General features: G+C 63.1%; 18 protein-coding genes and 1 pseudogene. 10 read left to right on the top strand and 9 right to left on the bottom strand.

Going from position 1 to position 18386, the window contains the following annotated elements:
- Positions 1–47: 47 nt before the first annotated feature.
- The 3 genes and pseudogenes from C2H86_RS22545 to C2H86_RS22535 all read left to right on the top strand — a co-directional run bounded on the left by C2H86_RS22545 (position 48) and on the right by C2H86_RS22535 (position 2595).
- Positions 48–590: a WYL domain-containing protein gene (locus C2H86_RS22545; protein ID WP_159409898.1), complete on the top strand. Its 543-nt coding sequence runs from the start codon at positions 48–50 to the stop codon at positions 588–590.
- A 15-nt stretch (positions 591–605) separates the two neighbouring features.
- Positions 606–917 (top strand): annotated as a pseudogene (locus tag C2H86_RS22540) (hypothetical protein); the annotation flags it as partial.
- Between the two features lie 226 nt (positions 918–1143).
- Positions 1144–2595: a catalase gene (locus C2H86_RS22535; RefSeq protein ID WP_240349729.1), complete on the top strand. Its 1452-nt coding sequence runs from the start codon at positions 1144–1146 to the stop codon at positions 2593–2595.
- Here C2H86_RS22535 and C2H86_RS22530 read toward each other — a convergent pair.
- Entirely contained in the window at positions 2564–3610 is a 1047-nt protein-coding gene (locus C2H86_RS22530; protein ID WP_159409896.1) for an AraC family transcriptional regulator, read from the bottom strand. The two genes, C2H86_RS22535 and C2H86_RS22530, sit on opposite strands and share 32 nt — an antisense overlap.
- A 168-nt stretch (positions 3611–3778) precedes the next feature.
- On the opposite strand from C2H86_RS22530, the gene C2H86_RS22525 reads away from it, so the two are divergent.
- The 3 genes from C2H86_RS22525 to C2H86_RS22515 are packed head-to-tail and all read left to right on the top strand — an operon-like array spanning position 3779 to position 6418.
- Entirely contained in the window at positions 3779–4963 is a 1185-nt protein-coding gene (locus C2H86_RS22525) for an acetyl-CoA C-acyltransferase family protein (protein ID WP_159409895.1), read from the top strand.
- Between the two features lie 12 nt (positions 4964–4975).
- The gene (locus C2H86_RS22520) at positions 4976–5824 is read left to right on the top strand and encodes a 3-hydroxybutyryl-CoA dehydrogenase (RefSeq protein WP_159409894.1); all 849 of its coding nucleotides are present in this window, start codon (positions 4976–4978) and stop codon (positions 5822–5824) included.
- Between the two features lie 12 nt (positions 5825–5836).
- Positions 5837–6418, top strand: coding sequence for a TetR/AcrR family transcriptional regulator (locus C2H86_RS22515; RefSeq protein ID WP_159409893.1), 582 nt, complete (start codon positions 5837–5839; stop codon positions 6416–6418).
- 94 nt (positions 6419–6512) lie between these two features.
- Here the strand turns inward: C2H86_RS22515 and C2H86_RS22510 are convergent, their stop codons facing one another.
- From C2H86_RS22510 to C2H86_RS22490, 5 genes are read right to left on the bottom strand one after another with little or no spacing between them, the layout of a single operon-like run.
- A complete protein-coding gene (locus C2H86_RS22510; protein WP_023629509.1) occupies positions 6513–6890 on the bottom strand; it encodes a response regulator in 378 nt (125 codons plus the stop codon).
- Between the two features lie 44 nt (positions 6891–6934).
- The gene (locus C2H86_RS22505; protein ID WP_159409892.1) at positions 6935–8161 is read right to left on the bottom strand and encodes a hybrid sensor histidine kinase/response regulator; all 1227 of its coding nucleotides are present in this window, start codon (positions 8159–8161) and stop codon (positions 6935–6937) included.
- Positions 8155–8730, bottom strand: coding sequence for a chemotaxis protein CheB (locus C2H86_RS22500; protein WP_159409891.1), 576 nt, complete (start codon positions 8728–8730; stop codon positions 8155–8157). Before C2H86_RS22500 ends, C2H86_RS22505 begins: the two co-directional genes overlap by 7 nt.
- Complete coding sequence (locus tag C2H86_RS22495) at positions 8727–9548, bottom strand: CheR family methyltransferase (protein ID WP_159409890.1); 822 nt, start codon at positions 9546–9548, stop codon at positions 8727–8729. Before C2H86_RS22495 ends, C2H86_RS22500 begins: the two co-directional genes overlap by 4 nt.
- On the bottom strand, positions 9545–13012 hold the full coding sequence (locus C2H86_RS22490; RefSeq protein ID WP_159409889.1) for a response regulator: 3468 nt from the start codon (positions 13010–13012) through the stop codon (positions 9545–9547). The genes C2H86_RS22495 and C2H86_RS22490 overlap by 4 nt, the downstream gene beginning before the upstream one ends.
- Positions 13013–13263: 251 nt before the next feature.
- Here C2H86_RS22490 and C2H86_RS22485 point away from each other — a divergent pair, with 251 nt between their 5' ends.
- Positions 13264–13614 (top strand): response regulator, encoded by a 351-nt coding sequence (locus C2H86_RS22485; RefSeq protein WP_159409888.1) that lies wholly within the window; start codon positions 13264–13266, stop codon positions 13612–13614.
- A gap of 15 nt (positions 13615–13629) precedes the next feature.
- Here the strand turns inward: C2H86_RS22485 and cobF are convergent, their stop codons facing one another.
- Both cobF and C2H86_RS22475 read right to left on the bottom strand, forming a co-directional pair.
- On the bottom strand, positions 13630–14379 hold the full coding sequence (cobF, locus tag C2H86_RS22480; protein ID WP_159409887.1) for a precorrin-6A synthase (deacetylating): 750 nt from the start codon (positions 14377–14379) through the stop codon (positions 13630–13632).
- 21 nt (positions 14380–14400) lie between these two features.
- Positions 14401–15690 carry an OprD family porin gene (locus tag C2H86_RS22475; RefSeq protein WP_159409886.1) on the bottom strand — a complete coding sequence of 430 codons (1290 nt, stop codon included), beginning with the start codon at positions 15688–15690 and terminating at the stop codon, positions 14401–14403.
- A gap of 357 nt (positions 15691–16047) precedes the next feature.
- Between C2H86_RS22475 and C2H86_RS22470 the strand changes: the two genes are divergently transcribed.
- The 3 genes from C2H86_RS22470 to C2H86_RS22460 all read left to right on the top strand — a co-directional run bounded on the left by C2H86_RS22470 (position 16048) and on the right by C2H86_RS22460 (position 17502).
- Positions 16048–16407, top strand: coding sequence for a histone-like nucleoid-structuring protein, MvaT/MvaU family (locus C2H86_RS22470; RefSeq protein WP_159409885.1), 360 nt, complete (start codon positions 16048–16050; stop codon positions 16405–16407).
- Positions 16408–16635: 228 nt separating this feature from the next.
- Entirely contained in the window at positions 16636–17163 is a 528-nt protein-coding gene (gene gloA / locus C2H86_RS22465; RefSeq protein WP_159409884.1) for a lactoylglutathione lyase, read from the top strand.
- A gap of 96 nt (positions 17164–17259) precedes the next feature.
- Positions 17260–17502: a hypothetical protein gene (locus C2H86_RS22460; protein WP_054883229.1), complete on the top strand. Its 243-nt coding sequence runs from the start codon at positions 17260–17262 to the stop codon at positions 17500–17502.
- Between the two features lie 9 nt (positions 17503–17511).
- Here the strand turns inward: C2H86_RS22460 and C2H86_RS22455 are convergent, their stop codons facing one another.
- Positions 17512–18345, bottom strand: a complete 834-nt coding sequence (locus tag C2H86_RS22455; protein WP_159409883.1) for a shikimate 5-dehydrogenase — start codon at positions 18343–18345, stop codon at positions 17512–17514.
- Between the last annotated feature and the right edge of the window lie 41 nt (positions 18346–18386).

Genomic DNA, 18386 nt, shown 5'->3' with positions numbered 1-18386 from the left:
GCCACTAATCAAGCACCACACGCGTTTGATACTCAAGGACGAATCCCGTGCCCAGCCACCCGACCCGCCACACCATCGCCCGACAATGGCAACTCCTGAAACTCCTGCCCGACCGCCATCCCGGGATGAGCTCCACGCAATTGCAGGGCGCACTGGCCAGGGCCGGCCACAACACCAGCAAGCGCACGGTCGAGCGCGACCTCAACGAACTGGCAACCCTGTTCCCATTGCACTGCAACAGCAAGGGCATGCCCTACGGCTGGTACTGGCAGCCGGGCCTGAGCCTCGGTCAGGCCGAGCAGTTGCAGCCCGATGCGCTCTCCCCTTCGCAGCAGATCGAACTGCACGCCTGGGTCGACGATGGCCTTGCCCGCCGCCTGGAGGACCAGCCGCTGTCCGACGACATGCGCCTTGCCCGCCACGACAATGGCGGCGCGATGCTCGCGGCCACGGTCGAAGACAGCCGCGCGCTGATGGGCTGGCTGCTGTCCCAGGCCGGTTCGATCCGGGTCAAGGCGCCAGAAACGCTGCGCGTATCAATGGTCGAACAGCTGCGCCAGAGCCTGGCCCTGAACGACGACGGTTATTGACCGGCAGGCAAAACCTTCCGCCACCGCAGCTTCCACCTGTACAACATCCAGCCTGGTGAACAGGCCGGCCAGACCCTGGGCCGCAATAAGTTCACCTTCAACGACGAACTGGTCAACGGCTGGACTGGCGTCGGCACCCAGCTAAACGGCATCGGCCATATCGGTATCGACAACGTCTACTACAACGGCAACAAGGCGGTGCTGAAACAACAAGGCATCACCCTGCGCAAAGGCGATGTAGTGCTGTTCAACACCTGCTGGCTCGAACTGACCGGCAAGGACAAGGCCTTCGAGCTCCTGTTCGTGCTAGGCCAACCGCTGTACTAGGGCTCGACCCAGGTCAACATCAACCCGGTGGCCATTCACTGAGTCGGAGCATTGAAATGTCTTACAGCAGGAGCCGAACAACCTTACTGTGAGGCGCTTCTAGCATGACTAGCATCGGCACTCCCTTGATCAAGCGAGTGCCATTGTCATGCTTCTGACCCGCCCCAACTGCCCTGCGTTGACATTGCTGTGCGCAACCGTGCTTGCCAGCCCTGCGTTGCTGGCCATGCCCCTGACCCGCGACAACGGCGCGGCCGTCGGCGACAACCAGCACTCCCAGACCGCCGGCAACGCTGGCCCGACCTTGCTGCAGGACGTGCAGCTGATCCAGAAGCTGCAACGCTTCGACCGCGAACGCATCCCCGAACGTGTGGTGCACGCCCGCGGCACCGGCGCCCATGGCGAGTTCACCGCGTCCGAAGACCTGTCCGCGCTGACCTCGGCGCCGCTGTTCACCCCCGGCGAAAAAACCCCGGTGTTCGTGCGCTTCTCGTCGGTTGTGCATGGCCGACATTCGCCGGAAACCCTGCGCGACCCGCGAGGCTTCGCCACCCGGTTCTACACCACGGCAGGCAATTGGGACCTGGTCGGCAACAACTTCCCGACGTTCTTCATCCGCGACGCCATCAAGTTCCCGGACATGGTCCACGCCTTCAAGCCCGACCCGCGCACCAACCTGGGCAACGACGCCCGGCGCTTCGACCTGCTCTCGCACATGCCGGAGGCTACCCGCACCCTGACCCTGCTGTACTCCAACGAAGGCACGCCAAAGAGCTATCGGCACATGGATGGCAACAGCGTGCATGCCTACAAGTTCGTCAACGCCAACGGTGAACCCACCTACGTAAAGTTCCGCTGGAAAAGCCTGCAAGGTCAGGAAAACCTTGACCCCAAGGCTGTCGAGCAGATCCAGGGCAAAAGCTTCAGTCACATGACCGAGGATCTGGTCGCTGCCATTGCTCGTGGCGACTATCCCAAGTGGGACCTCTATATCCAGACACTGCGGCCCGAGCAGCTGGCAACCTTCGATTTCGACCCGCTGGACGCCACCAAGGTCTGGCCGGATGTGCCCGAGCGCCTGGTCGGGCAGATGGTGCTCAAGCGCAATGTCGGCAACTTCTTCCAGGAAACCGAACAGGTCACCCTGGCACCGTCCAACCTGATCAAGGGAATAGAGCCCTCCGAAGACCGCTTGCTGCAGGGCCGACTGTTCTCCTACGCCGACACCCAGATGTACCGGGTCGGCGCAAACGCCGGCAGCCTGCCGATCAACCAGCCGCGGGCGGCGGTCAACAATGGCAATCAGGATGGTGCACTCAACCCCAACCGCACCCGTGACATGGTCAACTACCAGCCCAGCCGCCTGCAGCCGCGCAGCACCACCGACTCGGCACGCTACAGTGAACTGGCCTTGAGCGGCACCACCCAGCAACGGGGCATCACCCGGGAGCAGAACTTCAAGCAGGCCGGTGACCTTTACCGCGCTTATTCGAAAAGCGAGCAGCGCGACCTGGTCAGCAGCTTTGGTCAGTCGCTGGCCGTCGCCGATGAGCAGAGCAAGCACATCATCCTGTCGTTCCTGTACAAAGCCGATGCCGATTACGGGACAAGGGTTACAAAAATTGCGGGTGGTGATTTGAAGCGGGTCAAGGCTCTGGCTGCCGACCTGCAGGATTGAGGTGTGCAAGCCCGGCCAGCCTGGCTCGATAGCTGCCCGGGCTCTGCCCGGTCCACTTCTTGAACGCCCGGTGAAACGCACTGGGCTCCTGGAAGCCGGCCTGCTCGGCAATTTCGGCGATGCTCAAGATGCCTTCGCGCAGGCGCTCGAAAGCCATCGCCCGGCGCACTTCATCCTTGATCTGCTGGTACGAACGCCCTTCGCGCTCCAGCTGGCGGCGGAAGGTGCTGGCACTGACGCCCTGCTGCTCGGCCATGGCCGCAAGCGTCGGCCATTGCCCATAGCGGCGTGCGCGCAAATGCCGATAGACCTCCGCCACCAGCCCGTTCTGATTGCGAAAACGGATCACCAGGCCCTGCGGCGCGCTACGCAGGAAGGTCTTCAGGCCCGCCAGGTCCTGCACCACCGGCAGGCGCAACCAGGCACTGTCGAACTCGACCTCGGTGCGCCCGCTGCCCAGGCGCAGGTCCGGCCCCCACAGCAGCGGGTCGTCGTCCTGGGCCGGGCGCGCCACCGCCAGTTCCGTGCGGTCGATAGAGATGCGCCGCCCGGCCAGCCAGCACAGCAGGCCGATCATCAGCACCAGGTAGGTTTCCTCGGCGTACACCCGGGTCAGCGGGTCAGCGATCACCGACTGCACGCTGATCACCGCGCGCCCGCCGCGTATCGTGAGGCTGCCACGCAGGTCGCGCAGGAACAGGGCGAAACTGCCCATGCACTGGCGCAGGGCCTTCTCCAGATTGGGTTCCTGGATCAAGCCACGGCAGATCAGGGCAAAGCTGCCCAGCGGCATGCCATGGCTGTCGAGGCGGAAGAATTCGTCGTCCAGCAACTCGATCAGCTCCAGCCACAAGCCCGCGAAGGCCTTGGCCGGCACCCTTGCCTGGGGTTGGCCGAGCACGGCCGGGTCGATGCCCACCCCACGCAGCCGCGCCTCCAGCACTTCAGGCTGGTCGCGCAAGGCATGCAGCATGGCATTGAGAAAGTACACCGCGACCGAATCGCTATCGCGCATGGCGGAATTCGCTGTCTATGCTGAGTGGCAAAAAAAGCCAGGTTGACTGAACAGATCCGGCATAGGCTGCAACAGAGCCTTTGCCTAGACTCGAACCCACCTCGGGATCGCCGGCCATTCTCGCAGAGCTTGGCCCGCTCCCGCCATGCCTTCGCAATCGGAGCCTCTATGAGCAGCGCAGAAATCTACGTCGTCAGTGCCGTCCGTACCGCCATCGGTGGTTTCGGTGGTTCCCTCAAGGACCTGCCACTGGCCGACCTGGCCACCGCCGTGACCCGCGCCGCCATCGAGCGCTCGGGTGTGTCCGCCGAGCAGATCGGCCACATGGTGATGGCCACTGTCATCCCTACCGAGCCACGCGATGCCTACCTGTCGCGGGTAGCGGCGATGAACGCCGGCATTCCCAAGGAAACCCCGGCCTTCAACGTCAACCGCCTGTGTGGTTCAGGCCTGCAGGCCATCGTCTCGGCCGCCCAATGCCTGCTGCTGGGTGATGCCGACGTGGCCCTGGCCGCCGGTGCCGAGTCCATGAGCCGTGGCCCGTACCTGCTGCCACAGGCACGCTGGGGCGCACGCATGGGCGATCTGCAAGGCATCGACTACACCGTCGGCGTACTGCAGGACCCGTTTGAGCATTTCCACATGGGTATCACTGCGGAAAACGTCGCGGCCAAACACGGCATCAGCCGCGAGATGCAGGACGAACTGGCCCTGACCAGCCAGCGCCGCGCCGCCCGCGCCCAGGCCGAAGGCCGCTTCGACAGCCAGATCGTGCCGCTGGAGCTGAAAACCCGTAAAGGCACCGTACAGTTCGCCGTCGACGAGCATGTGCGCGCCGATGTGACTGCCGAACAGCTGGCCGGCATGAAAACCGTGTTCAAGAAGGACGGCACCGTCACCGCCGGCAACGCCAGCGGCATCAACGATGGCGCCGCCGGCCTGGTGCTGGCCACCGGTGACGCCGTGCGCCGCCTGGGCCTGAAGCCGCTGGCGCGCCTGGTGGCCTATGCCCACGCCGGCGTCGAACCGGAGCTGATGGGCCTGGGCCCGATCCCGGCAACCCGCAAGGTGCTGGAAAAGGCTGGCCTGAACGTCAGCGACCTGGACGTGATCGAGTCCAACGAAGCGTTTGCCGCCCAGGCCTGCGCCGTGGCCCGTGAGCTCGGTTTCGACCCGGAGAAGGTCAACCCGAACGGCTCGGGCATTTCCCTCGGCCACCCGGTCGGCGCCACCGGGGCGATCATCGCCACCAAGGCCATTCACGAACTGCAGCGCATCCAGGGCCGCTACGCGCTGGCCACCATGTGCATCGGCGGCGGCCAGGGCATCGCCGTGGTCTTCGAGCGCGTCTGAGGGAACTGCACCATGACGATTGAACAGATTGCCGTGATCGGCGCCGGCACCATGGGCAACGGTATCGCCCAGGTGTGTGCGGTGGCCGGCTACCAAGTCCTGCTGGTGGACGTTTCCGACGCCGCGCTGGAGCGTGGCGTGGCCACCTTGAGCAAAAACCTGGAGCGCCAGGTCAGCAAGGGCACGCTCGACGCCGAGCGTGCTGCGGCGGCGAAAACCCGCATCCGCACCAGCACCGACTACGCCCAGCTGAGCAGCGCGCAGCTGGTGATCGAGGCGGCCACCGAGAACCTGCAACTCAAGCAGCGCATCCTGCAGCAGGTGGCAGCCAACGTGGCCGCCGACTGCCTGATCGCCACCAACACCTCATCGCTGTCGGTGACCCAGCTGGCCGCCAGCATCGAGCACCCCGAGCGCTTCATCGGCGTGCACTTCTTCAACCCGGTGCCGATGATGGCCCTGGTCGAGATCATCCGTGGCCTGCAGACCAGCGACAGCACCTACGCCCACGCGCTCGTGGTCACCGAGAAGCTTGGCAAGACGCCGATCACCGCTGGCAACCGCCCGGGCTTCGTGGTCAACCGCATCCTGGTGCCGATGATCAACGAAGCGATCTTCGTACGTCAGGAGGGCCTGGCCAGTGCCGAGGACATCGACACCGGCATGCGCCTGGGCTGCAACCAGCCGATCGGCCCGCTGGCCCTGGCCGACCTGATCGGCCTGGATACCCTGCTGGCGATCATGGAGGCCTTCCACGAAGGCTTCAATGACAGCAAATACCGCCCTGCCCCGCTGCTCAAGGAAATGGTCGCGGCCGGATGGCTGGGGCGCAAGACCGGCCGCGGCTTCTTCACCTACTGAGGAGCGCACGCCATGCCCCCGGTCAATGCCGCCATGCGCTGTGCCAACTTCGAAGAGCGACGCGACCGGGCCATGGCACTGTTCGCCGAAAAGGGCTTTGGCCAGGTCAGCATGCGCGAGCTGGCGGCGCATGTGGGCCTGACCGCCGGTTCGCTTTATCACCATTTCCCCAGCAAGCAGGACCTGCTGTTCGACCTGATCGAGGAGCTGTACGAGGAACTGCAGGCCACCTTGGAGCAGGGGCGCCGGGCCATGGCCCGAGGGGCTTCAGCGATGAACTGCCTGATTGCCGCGCACTGGCAGTTGCATGCCGAGCGGCCCATGCAGTTTCGCCTGGCCGAGCGCGATCTGTGCTGCTTGAGCGAGGAGCAACAGGCGCGCCTGGGGTTGCTGCGCAAGCGCTATGAGGCTGGGTTGCTGCGCTTGATTGCGCCACGGGCGACCTTGCAGGGCGAGGCATTGGTGGCAACCGCGCATGTGGTGGCGACATTGCTGAACCAGCTGCCGGGGATGCTCAAGGGCTTGCCTGAGGAGCAGGGGTTGGGGTTGATGGAGAGCCTGCTGGTCGGTGGGATCGAGCGGACCCTGCGATAGGCAGGCCAGGCCCTTTCGCGGGACAAGCCCGCTCCTACAAGGACCGCGCAAATCCTGTAGGAGCGGGCTTGCCCCGCGAAGAGGCCGTTGCAGGTTAACGCAGCAGGGCCTGGATCTGCTCGTGCAGAGTATCGAGGTCGAACGGCTTGGCCAGGATCGGTGCCTTGCGCGCGATCGGGCTGCCGGATTCGAGGATCTCCGCCGGGTAGCCGCTGATGAAGATCACCTTCAAATCCGGTCGCAACTTCACTGCAGGTTCGGCGATCTCCACCCCGGAAATACCACCCGGCAAACGGAAGTCGGTCACCATCAGGTCCAGGTGCGGCTTGCTCGCCAGAATCGCGAAGGCCTGTTCACCATCTTCGGCCACCAGCACGTGGTAGCCCTCACCCGCCAGGTAGTCGCGCAGGATCATCCGAATCGCCGGTTCATCCTCGACCACCAGTACTACATCTTGTGCATCTTCACTCATGATAACGCCTTGAATTCTTGCCGTTGGCCAATGTGACCTCAGGCTTACGCGGAGGTTGCCCGCACCTGATCGTTTTGTTCTTTCACCCCTGCCAGCGGCAACAGCAGGGTAAACGTAGAGCCTTTGCCGACATCGCTTTCCACCTGAATCTGCCCACCATGGGCCTGGACGATCTGCTCCGAGATGTACAAGCCCAGCCCCAATCCATTGCTGGCTTGCTGGGTGGCCACACGCTCGAATTGCTGAAAGATCCGTTGCTGGTTGCTGGCGCTGATGCCAATGCCGTGATCCCGAACCTGCACCGCTGCCATGCCATCGCGCTCGAACAGCTGTACGTGCACAGGCCGTCGCTCGCCATAACGCAAAGCATTGGACAACAGATTGGCCAGGACTTGCTCAATCCGAAATTCGTCCCATTCTCCAGACAATGATTCACAACGCTGCAGCTCGATGGAGGTCTCCAACGCCGTGGCCTGGGCCGCAAAGTTTTCCACCAGGCCGCGTACCAGCTGGCTCAGGTCGAACGCTTTAGGCCGCAGCGACAGCTTGCCGGTGCGAATGCGCGACACGTCGAGCATGTCCTCGATCAGGCGGATCAAGCTGTTGATCTGGCGCTCGTCACGCTCGACCATGGCCTGCAGCTTGTCGGCGCTGAACGCGTCGAGGTTGCCTCGGGCCAGGTGCATCTTGCGCAACTGGGTTTCCAGGATCAGGCCGTTAAGCGGTGTGCGCACCTCGTGGGCAACGATTGACATGAAGTCGTCGCGCATGCGCACCGCATGCTCAAGCTCGCCGCGCGCCACCTGCAACTGGCCCAGCAGCAGTTCCTGCTCCTGGCGACTGCGCTCGAGCGCCTGTAGCTGCCGGTCGAGCACCTTGCGTTGACGGTACAGGTCGACGAACACCGACACCTTGCTCTTCACCGCCAGGGTGTCGAGGGGCTTGTGCAGGAAGTCCACCGCGCCACTCTCGTAGCCCTTGAAGGCATAGTTCATTTCACGCCCGGCAGCGGTGACGAAGACGATCGGGATATTGCGGGTCTTTTCCGTGCCGCGCATCAGCTCGGCCAGCTCGAAACCGTTCATGCCCGGCATCTGCACGTCGAGAATGGCCAAGGCGAACTCGTGCTCGAGCAACAGCGACAAAGCCGCTTCCGCCGACTGCGCCTGATGCACCTCGCGGTCTTCGCCATGGATCAGCGCGGCGAGAGCCAGCAGGTTTTCCGGCAGGTCGTCGACGATCAGCAGTTTGGCAGGGGTGTGGCTTAGCATGCGCTGGGTTCCAGGGTCGCGAGCAACTGCCCGATACCACTCAGAGAAAGGATAAGGTCGGGGTCGTGCCGGGCCAGAGCGGCCTCCGGCATCAACGCCACCTGTGCGTCGCGGGGGTCCTGGACCACGGTCCGGCCGCCGCTTTTCTTGATGTAGGCAAGCCCTTCGGCGCCATCTTCGTTGGCCCCGGTGAGCAGCACGCCGAGCAAGCCGGGGCCATAGGCATCGGCCGCCGAGGTGAAGAGATAATCGATGGCCGGGCGCGAGAAGTGCACCGGTTCTTCCTGGCTCAGCGACAGGCTGAAATCGGCTTCCACCGACAGGTGATAACCCGGCCCGGCCACGTAGATCTGCCCCGGGGCAATGCTTTCCTTGTCACACGCCTGGCGCACCGGCCGCTGCAAGCGCCGCTGCAGCACCTCGGCCAGCTGGCTGTGGCGGTCGTCCGGCAGGTGCAGCACGCACATTACCGGAATGGCAAAACTGGCCGGCAGCGCACCGAGCACCGTGAACAGTGCCGTGACGCCGCCCGCCGAGGCGCCGATGACCACCGCGCGTACGCCGTTCATGATTTGCGGTAGATCCGTTCGGGCTTGACCAACGGCTCGAAACAATCGCTGTAGGCAGAGAAGTCCACCGACTCCTTGCTGCCCAGCACCAGGAAACCACGGTGGCACAAGGACTCGTGGAACAGCCCGAGGGCGCGATCCTGCAGGTCCTTGTTGAAGTAGATCAGCACATTGCGGCACGACACCAGCTGGGTTTCGGAAAACACGCTGTCGGTGGCCAGGCTGTGGTCGGCGAAGGTCACGTTGTCACGCAGGCTGCTGTCCATGATGGCGTTGCCGTAGGCCGCGGTGTAGTACTCGGCAAAGTCGCGGCGCCCGCCCGCCAGGCGGTAGTTTTCTTCATACTCGCGCATGCTCTGCATCGAGTAGATGCCCTGCTTGGCGCGGTCCAGCGAATGCGGGTTGATGTCGGTGGCGTAAATGATGGTGCGTTCCAGCAGGCCCTCTTCGCGCAGCAGGATGGCCATCGAGTACACCTCTTCACCGGTGCTGCAGCCGGCAATCCAAACCTTGATCGAAGGCCAGGTGCGCAGTAGCGGCACCACTTCCTGGCGCAGGGCGAGGAAGTGGCCGGGGTCGCGGAACATTTCGCTGACCGGGATCGTCAGGTACTGGAGCAACTGCATGAACATGCCCGGATCGTGCAGCACCCGCTCCTGCAGTGCCGACACCGTGAGGCAATCGAACTGGCGCAAGGCATGGAGGATCCGGCGCTTGATCGAAGCGCCGGAGTAGTTGCGAAAATCGTAGCTGTACTTGAGGTAGATCGCCTCGATCAGCAGTCGGATCTCGATGTCGGTATTGCGCTCGCTAGTCAAATTCGCTCCAGTTGCGGCAACCACACGCGGATCAACGAGAACAGGCGGTCCAGGTCGATCGGTTTGGCCAGGTAGTCATTGGCGCCGGCCTGCAGGCAACGCTGCTGGTCGTCCTTCATCGCCTTGGCGGTGACGGCGATGATCGGCAGCTTGCGCCAGCGCGGCTGCTGGCGGATCAGGCGGGTGGCCTCGAAGCCGTCCATCTCCGGCATCATCACGTCCATCAGCACCAGGTCGATGTCATCGTGTTGCTCCAGGCGCTCGATGGCTTCGCGCCCGTTGCGGCCGATCTCGACGATGGCGCCCTTGTGCTCCAGGGCACTGGTGAGGGCAAAGATGTTGCGCACATCATCGTCCACCAGCAGCACCTTGCGGCCCTCAAACACCTTGTCGCGGCTGCGCGCCGTCTTGAGCATGCGTTGGCGCTCATGGGACAACTGCGATTCGACTTTGTGCAGGAACAACGTCACTTCATCGAGCAGGCGCTCCGGCGAACGCGCCCCTTTGATGATGATCGAGCGCGAATACTTGAGCAGGTCGGCTTCTTCTTCGCGGGTAAGGTTGCGCCCGGTGTAGACGATCACTGGCGGGAACGACCGGATATCCTCGGCCGTCATGCGCTTGAGCAGCTCGTTGCCGAGCATGTCGGGCAGCTTGAGGTCGATGATCATGCAGTCGTAGATGTTCTCGCGCAGCAGCGCCAGGGCATCCTGGGCCATGGCCACGGCGGTGATCTCGACATCTTCGTCGCCGATCAGGCGGGCGATGCTCTCGCGCTGCAGGTCGTCGTCCTCCACCAGCAGGATGTGCTTGAGCTTCTGGGTCAGCTTGGCTTCCAGGCGGGCGAAGACGTCCTTGAGTTCTTCCCGGCTGGTCGGTTTGACCGCATAGCCCACCGCGCCCATGTGCATCGCCGCCTCGACGCGGTCTTCCACCGAGATGATGTGCACCGGGATGTGCCGGGTGCTGGCCTGCTCCTTGAGGCGCTGCAGCACGGTCAGGCCGGAGTGATCGGGCAGGCGCATGTCCAGCAGGATCGCGTCAGGTACATACTGCACGGCCAGCTCGAAGCCTTCGTCGGCACCCTGGGCCACCAGGCAGCTGTAGCCCAGCTCGTGGGCCAGGTCGAAGAGGATACGGGCGAAGTTCGGTTCGTCCTCGACCACCAGGATGCAACGGTTGCCGAACGGCGCCCGCTCGCGGTCGTCGGCGAACGCCGGTAGCGGATGCTTGACCACCGCCGGGGCGACGACCTTGGGTGCCGGTGGCAGGCTGTCGACGGTCGGACGCAAGCTCAGGGCTTCGATTTCTTCGCCTTGCGCCTCATAGCGCTCGGGCAGGCTGAGGCTGAACACACTGCCTTTGCCTGGGCTGCTGTCGACACTGATCTGACCACCCAGCAAATGCGCCAGGTCACGCGAAATCGACAGCCCCAGGCCGGTGCCGCCGTAGCGCCGGTTACTGGTGCCGTCGACCTGATGGAAGGCGCCGAAGATCGCCTGCTGCTGGTCGGCGGCGATGCCAATGCCGCTGTCGCGCACCGCGAAGATGATGCCGCTGCCCGCCTGGTAGCCGATGTTCAGGCTGACCTGGCCACGCTCGGTGAACTTGATGGCGTTGGAAAGCAGGTTCTTGAGGATCTGTTCCAGGCGCTGGCGGTCGGTGAACAAGGTGGCCGGTACCTGGTCTTGGACTGTGACGTCGAAGCTCAGGCCCTTGTGCTCGGCCAATGGCAGGAACATGCCACGCAAACCTTCGACCAGGCGCTCGAGTTGCGTGCTTTCGGGGCGCACTTCGAGCTTGCCGGCCTCGACCTTGGCGATGTCGAGGATGTCGTTGATCAGGTTCAGCAGGTCGTTGCCGGCAGAGTAGATGGACTCGGCGAACTTGACCTGCTCGGCGCTGAGGTTGCCCTCGCCGTTCTCGGCCAGCAGCTTGGCCAGGATCAGCGAACTGTTGAGTGGCGTGCGCAGCTCGTGGGACATGTTGGCGAGAAACTCGGACTTGTACTTGCTCGAGCGCTGCAGGTCGTCGGCGCGGGCCTGCAGTTCTTCCTGGGCCTGGCTGAGCTCGTCGTTCTTGCGGTCCAGTGCCTCGGTACGCTCGGACAGTTGCTCATTGGTCTGCTCAAGCTCGGCCTGCTGGGTTTCCAGGTGGGCCTGGGACTCCTTGAGCACCCGCGACTGCTCTTCGAGTTCTTCGTTGGCGGTCTTGAGTTCTTCCTGCTGCACCTGCAACTCTTCGTTGAGCTGCTGGGTCTCGGCCAGTACTTCCTGCAGGCGCTGGCGGTAACGAGCGCTTTCAATGGAAAGACCGAGGTTCTCCCCGACCCGCTGAACCAGTTCGTCATCCCGGTCCTGCAGCGGGCGCAGGAAGCCCAGTTCGATCACTCCGTTGATCTGGCCGTCATCACGGGCCGGCATCAGCAAGGCGCTGCGCGGGAGGCCGCTACCCAGCCCCGAGCTGAGCTGGTAGTAATCTTCCGGCAGGTCGTCCAGGCGCAACAGGCGCCCTTCGCGCACGGCCTGGGCCAACAGGCCATCGTGGTCGCCCAGCACCTGCTGGCGGGCCTGCTCCTCGGCTGTCAGGCCGTAGCTGGCCACGCGCACCAGGCGGCCATGCTCGTCGCGCACGTAGAGCGCACCGACCACGCTGCCCAGGTAACTGGCGAAGAAGCGCAAGATGTTGTCGCCGAGCATCGGCAAGGTCAGCTGGCCCAGCACCTGCTCGGCCAGCTGAGTCTGGCCATTGCGCAGCCAGGCCTGATGCTCCAGGCGTTCGGCGGCGCGCTGCTGGGCCTGCAGGTTTTCCGAGTAGCTGTCCGACAATGCCAGAAGATCGCGCCGGCCCAGGTAGGCCAGCAACGCACTGAGCCCGACGATGAACAGGACAAAAGCGGAAATGGCAGTGACAGTAACCGAACTGACCTTCTCGTTGCGCGCCATGCGCAGTTGCTGTTCGGTAGCGACCAGGCCCTCGAATTCCTTGCGCACCTCGTCGGTGATGCGCTTGCCACGGCCGTTGCCGATCGAGGCCTGATAATCGCCAGCCGTGCGGCGCAACTTGATCATTTCGCCAGCAAAATCATTCCAGGCCTGTTGCAGGGCCACCAGGCGGTCGATGCGGTCGACCTGCTGCGGGTTGTCCTCGACCATCCCGCGCAAGCTCTGCAGGCTGCCGAGGATGCGCGGCTTGGCCACCTCGTAAGGGTCGAGGAAGCGTTCGTCACCGGTGATCAGAAAACCGCGCATGCCGGTTTCCATGTCGATCGACAACTTGAGCGTTTCGTTGGCATTGCCGATCACCCGATCGGTGTGCTCGACCCACTGCATGGCCGAAAGCAGATAGTTGATCACCGCGACGAAGGCCACGGCGCCGAGCAGGCCCACACCCAGAGGGAGGCCGATATTGCGGCTCAACAGCTTGCGAAAGCTCTGCTGGTCCATCGAGGCTGCTTGAATCATCTGAAAACGCCCGCGCGTAAAAAGTCCATTGAAAAGAGTGGCGGCTGAAGCCTGTAGTGCCTGCCGCTGCGCTCACCGGTCAACAAGCGAGTCTAACCCGCTTGGCCGGCTTCGGCAGGGCATTTAGCCAGTATTTGAAGGCTGCGTGTCGTAATCGTTCCATCAATGTTTTCCAGACGGTATCCTCGGGAACTTCTGTCACTGCCTGGCGCACAGAGTAGGGACATGACTTTTTCAACAGGAAACCCGCCATGCACCTTCTGGTAGTCGAAGACGACGACATCGTACGTATGCTGATGGTCGAAGTGCTCGATGATTTGGGCTACAGCACCCTCGAAGCGGAAAATGCCACGGCGGCGCTGAAGATAATCGAGGATGCCGGCCAGCCACTGGCACTGCTGGTGACCGACGTGGGCCTGCCGGACATGCGCGGTGAAGAATTGGCGGCCAAGGCCCGTGCGGCGCGGCCGTTGCTGCCGGTGCTGTTCGCCAGTGGCTATGCCGAGAGTTTGGATGTGCCGGAGGGCATGCACATGATCGGCAAGCCGTTCAGCATCGACCACTTGCGCGACAAGGTGCAGGAAATTCTGGGTACGCCTTGAGCCAGCCGAAGTCACTCAAAGCTCCCGCCGCAGCAGGTAGGTATCCATGATCCACCCCATGCGCACCCGCTCCCGCTCGCGCACTTCAAGAATCCGCGCCTTCACCGCCTGCAATGGCCCGGCGATCAGCACTTCATCCTCGGTACCGAGGTAAGCGCCCCAGTAGATCATCAGCGCCGGGTCCTCCAGCGCGGCAAACGCGCACTGCCCATCGAGCATCACCACCACATTGTCCACCCGCCCCTGCTCCGCCAGGCGTCGCCCTGGCAGCACGGTCAGTGGCTCGCCAATGCGATTGAGGGGCACCTGATGCCGCGCCGCCAGGGCCTGCACACTGCTGATGCCGGGGATCACCTGCAGGCGCAGCGCCACACCGCGTTCGCGGACGAGATCAATGATGCGCAAGGTGCTGTCATAAAGGCCCGGCTCACCCCATAGCAAAAAGGCGCCGATATCCTCGGCGCGCATCTCTTCGCTGATCAACCGGGCATACAGCGCGGCCCGCTGGCGGTGCCAGTCGTGCACCGCGCCTGCGTAGTCGTGCGCCTCGGCGTCTCGTTGCGGGTCTGCCACCTGCACCAGGCGGTAGCCACCCTCGGGCCGGTAACGCTCGAGGATCGCCTTGCGCAAGCGCACCAACTCACCCTTGCCGGCGCCTTTGTCGAGCACGAAGAACACGCTGGCGCGGCGCAGCGCCTCGACCGCCTCGACGGTGATCTGCCGCGGGTCGCCCGGGCCGATGCCAATCAACAGAACGTCTTTCATGGCACCGCCCGATACCTCAACCTAGAAGATAGAGAAGTTATAGCTGACGATGACCCGCGTCTCATCCATGTCCCGTGCCCACTTCTCGTAGTTGCTGCGGTACGTGGAGTTACGCAGGCGCACGCTGACATCCTTGAAGGTGCCGCTCTGCACCTGGTACTTGAGCTCGGTGTCGCGTTCCCATTCTTTACCTTCGGCATTGCTGCCCGGGACCTTGATATGGTCGCCGTTGATGTAGCGGGTGAAGAAGCTCAGGCCGGGCACGCCAAGGGCTTTGAAGTCGTAGTCGTAACGCAGCTGCCAGGAGCGCTCCTGGGCGGCGGCGAAGTCGTTGACCTGGGCGTAGTTGACCAGGTACGGGTTGCTGCCATCAAGATACGGCATGGCACTTTCGCCGTACATGCGCTGCCAGCCGGCGCTGATCTTGTGCCCACCCAGGCTGTAGCCGAGCATGCCGCTGAAGGCACGGTGGTCGATCTCACCGGCGCGGGCGTTGCCGATATCATCGCTCTTGATCAGCCGCAGGTCTGCCGACAGGCTACCAACGGCGAGCGGCTGGCTGGCGACCAGCCCAAGGAAATGCTGGCGGTAGATGTTTTCCAGTTTGGCGACTTGATACTGGGCACTGAGCCGATCGTTGAAGCGGTAGTCCAGGCCGGCCAGGTCAAAGTGGTCGGCTTCGATATCGCAGGCATAGCGCTTGTTCTTGCAATGCACGCGAATATCCTGGCGATCGGTGGAATCACGCGCGGTGTACTTGTCCAGGCGGGCCAGGGTGAACTTCAGGTCGCGCACTTCCTCGGAGGTCAGCATCGCGCCGTGGAACATGGTCGGCAGCAGGCGACCATCGTTGTATTTCAACAGCGGTACGTCCGGCATCATCGAGCCGTACTTCAGCACCGTGTTGGACACCTTGACCTTGGCCGCCAGGCCCATCTTCGCGTATTGGTCGGCGGAGTGCCGTGGGTCGTGGCCGGAAGATGGCAGCAAACCACTGTTACTGTCGGCCGGGCTGGAATCGAGCTTGATCCCTAACATGCCCAGTGCATCAACACCAAAACCAACCGGGCCCTGGGTATAACCCGACTGCACATTCAGAATGAAGCCTTGCGCCCATTCTTCACGTTTAGACGCACCCTGGCTGGAACTGCTGTGGCCATCACGAAAATCCCGGTTGAAATAGACATTGCGTGCTTCGACCTTGGCACTAGCGTCTTCAAGAAAACCGGCGGCCTGGGCCTGCGCGCCGGCGCACATGAGGAACAGGCCGGCAACACGGCGCCCGGGGGCGAGAGGGAGGGGGGAAAACATGCGAGGGAACATCCACAAGTAAGGCAAAAAAACGAATCGTGACGCACCTGCGCCACGCTAATGCGTCGCGGCCGAACATGAGTCGACCATCATCTGAAATCATCACCCAACCGCTCTGCCACAGGCTATTGGACCATGGTCTAGAACCCTTCGAAGACGCATCGAAAACCAGCTGAATTACAGCCCGGAAAACTTGGAAAGTTCCCGATTACTTATAAAAAGTTTGCGGTTTACCGAAGTCCTGCAAATGTCTACACTCGATGTCAGCGAACAGTTTTACCCACCCGCGTGGCTGGCGTTTAGTCCTTATCAATGTTCGTCACGCCCTGCCACGGAAGACGTACAGGAGTGATTACAGTGTCCAGACTTGCAGAGTTTCGTGCTGCCGAAAAAGCGCTCCAGGAACAGATGGCGCAACTGGAGGCGCTGAAAAAGGATGCCGGCCTCAAACGCGAAATCGAATTCGAGCAGAAACTAGTCGGCCTGATGAAAAGCTATGACAAAAGTCTGCGCGATATCATCGCCATTCTCGACCCGAAGGCAGTTACCCGTGGCACTGCCACCGCACCGAAACAGCAACGCCGCCCGCGCGTGGTGAAAGTCTACGAGAACCCGCACACTGGCGAGCTGATCGAGACCAAAGGCGGCAACCACCGCGGCCTCAAGGCGTGGAAAGAACAGTATGGGGCCGCTACCGTGGAGAGCTGGGTGCGCTGACGAAACGTCAACACCCACTTCACACTTTTTTCACAACCGCTGCAGCAGTATCGAGACAGCTAAAGGACTAGCGACCCCATCACGCGCCCGCACATGCGGGCCTCTAATTCCGGCGCCCTGCTCCTCCGAGCAGGGCGCTTTTATTTGCGCAAACGCTTCACTGCCGTATCATGGCCCCCTTGTCTGTTTCGCTGGCACCTGGTTGCCAGCCCCGTCTCTGGAGTACCCATGAGCCTGCACGATCTGCAAACCCTGCCTGGCGTCACCGCGCAGCCAGACGCCGCCACCGCCCAGTTCGTCTTCAACCACACCATGCTGCGGGTCAAGGACATCGAGAAGTCGCTGGACTTCTACACCCGTGTGCTGGGCTTCCGCCTGGTCGACAAGCGCGACTTCCCTGAAGCGGCCTTCAGCCTGTACTTCCTGGCCCTGGTCGACCCGGCGCAGATCCCTGCCGACGACACCGCGCGCCACCAGTGGATGAAGTCGATCCCGGGCGTGCTGGAACTGACCCACAACCACGGCACCGAAAACGACCCGGAATTCGCCTACCACAACGGCAACACCGACCCGCGCGGCTTTGGCCACATCTGCATTTCGGTGCCCGACGTGCGTGAGGCCTGTGCCCGTTTCGAAGCCCTCGAGGTGCCGTTCCAGAAGCGCCTGCAAGATGGCCGCATGAACCACCTGGCCTTCGTCAAGGACCCGGACGGTTATTGGGTAGAGGTGATCCAGCCAACCGAACTGAAGGGCTGATCGCCGTCAGCTCGCGCTCGTCGGGCCGGGAACTCCTGGCCCCTTGCTGTGGTATATGAAGGTAACTGCTTCACATGCCACAGCGAGGTAAGGACGATGCAATCTCTTCACTGTGAATACCGCGACCACACCATCACCGCCAGCGTGATGCCCCACCCCGACTCTCCCCTGCCCTATGCCGCCGGTTGCCTGATCACCGATCCACAGGGGCACACCAGCAAGCGGATGTCCATGCCGATGAAGTTCTTCTCGGACCTTGAGAATGCACAGCATGTGTCGCTGGCCCATGGCCGGGCATTGGTGGATGAGCAGCTGGACAAGGGGCACAAGGCCTTCTGACCGGAATGGTCATTTCGTTGCAGGAGCGGCGCGCGCATAGGCTACCGCCGCTTCAACCTGTTCACGACTGGGCCGTACCCCGGTGTAAAGCACAAACTGCTCCAAGGCCTGCAGCGCGATCACCTCCAGCCCGGTGATCACCGGCTTGCCCAACGCCTCGGCCCGCTGGATCAACGGCGTGCGCGCCGGCATCGCCACCACGTCGAACACCCGCTCGGCCGCCGCGATGGCGTTCTCGCTGAACGCCAGCTGATCGGCCTCCGGCCCGCCAGCCATGCCGATCGGTGTCACGTTCACCAGCATCGGCGGGCACAGGTCGCCCAGCTCGGCCACCCAGCGATAACCGCAGACATCCGCCAGCTGCCGCCCGGCCTGCTCGTTGCGGGCGACGATAATGCCTTCGCGAAACCCGGCATCACGCAGGGCGCTGGCCACGGCCTTGGCCATGCCGCCACTGCCGCGCAGGGCAAACGCGGTGGCAGGGTCGACCTGGTGCTCCGCGAGCAGCTGCCGTACGGCCAGGTAGTCGGTGTTGTAGGCCTTCAGATGGCCAGCATCGTTGACCAGGGTATTGACCGACTCGATCGCCGCCGCCGACGGGTCGATTTCATCGACCAGCGCCATGCAGGCTTCCTTGTACGGCATCGACACGCCACAACCGCGAATGCCCAGGGCGCGGATGCCGGCGACGGCTGCCGGCAGGTCGGCGGTGGTCATGGCCTTGTAGTAGTAGTCCAACCCGAGCTGCTGGTAGAGGTGATTATGAAATCGCACGCCGAAAGTGCCGGGCCGCCCGGCCAGGGAAATGCACAGCACGGTGTCTCTGCTGGGAGTTGCCGCCATAACCTGCTCCTTTTTCATAGCTGAATCGTTTACTCAGCGTA

The organism is Pseudomonas putida, from assembly GCF_009883635.2.
Classification (GTDB): domain Bacteria; phylum Pseudomonadota; class Gammaproteobacteria; order Pseudomonadales; family Pseudomonadaceae; genus Aquipseudomonas; species Aquipseudomonas putida_W.
This window is presented reverse-complemented; position numbering and strand designations above follow the sequence as displayed.

What these genes read in the sequence shown, in the direction of transcription:
- C2H86_RS22485 (WP_159409888.1), top strand. Translation starts at nt 13,264, where the DNA reads ATGCACCTTCTGGTAGTCGAAGACGACGACATCGTACGTATGCTGATG.
- C2H86_RS22505 (WP_159409892.1), bottom strand. Translation starts at nt 8,161, where the DNA reads ATGCTAAGCCACACCCCTGCCAAACTGCTGATCGTCGACGACCTGCCG.
- C2H86_RS22500 (WP_159409891.1), bottom strand. Translation starts at nt 8,730, where the DNA reads ATGAACGGCGTACGCGCGGTGGTCATCGGCGCCTCGGCGGGCGGCGTC.
- C2H86_RS22475 (WP_159409886.1), bottom strand. Translation starts at nt 15,690, where the DNA reads ATGTTTTCCCCCCTCCCTCTCGCCCCCGGGCGCCGTGTTGCCGGCCTG.
- gloA (WP_159409884.1), top strand. Translation starts at nt 16,636, where the DNA reads ATGAGCCTGCACGATCTGCAAACCCTGCCTGGCGTCACCGCGCAGCCA.
- C2H86_RS22510 (WP_023629509.1), bottom strand. Translation starts at nt 6,890, where the DNA reads ATGAGTGAAGATGCACAAGATGTAGTACTGGTGGTCGAGGATGAACCG.
- C2H86_RS22460 (WP_054883229.1), top strand. Translation starts at nt 17,260, where the DNA reads ATGCAATCTCTTCACTGTGAATACCGCGACCACACCATCACCGCCAGC.
- cobF (WP_159409887.1), bottom strand. Translation starts at nt 14,379, where the DNA reads ATGAAAGACGTTCTGTTGATTGGCATCGGCCCGGGCGACCCGCGGCAG.
- C2H86_RS22490 (WP_159409889.1), bottom strand. Translation starts at nt 13,012, where the DNA reads ATGATTCAAGCAGCCTCGATGGACCAGCAGAGCTTTCGCAAGCTGTTG.
- C2H86_RS22525 (WP_159409895.1), top strand. Translation starts at nt 3,779, where the DNA reads ATGAGCAGCGCAGAAATCTACGTCGTCAGTGCCGTCCGTACCGCCATC.
- C2H86_RS22520 (WP_159409894.1), top strand. Translation starts at nt 4,976, where the DNA reads ATGACGATTGAACAGATTGCCGTGATCGGCGCCGGCACCATGGGCAAC.
- C2H86_RS22530 (WP_159409896.1), bottom strand. Translation starts at nt 3,610, where the DNA reads ATGCGCGATAGCGATTCGGTCGCGGTGTACTTTCTCAATGCCATGCTG.
- C2H86_RS22535 (WP_240349729.1), top strand. Translation starts at nt 1,144, where the DNA reads ATGCCCCTGACCCGCGACAACGGCGCGGCCGTCGGCGACAACCAGCAC.
- C2H86_RS22515 (WP_159409893.1), top strand. Translation starts at nt 5,837, where the DNA reads ATGCCCCCGGTCAATGCCGCCATGCGCTGTGCCAACTTCGAAGAGCGA.
- C2H86_RS22455 (WP_159409883.1), bottom strand. Translation starts at nt 18,345, where the DNA reads ATGGCGGCAACTCCCAGCAGAGACACCGTGCTGTGCATTTCCCTGGCC.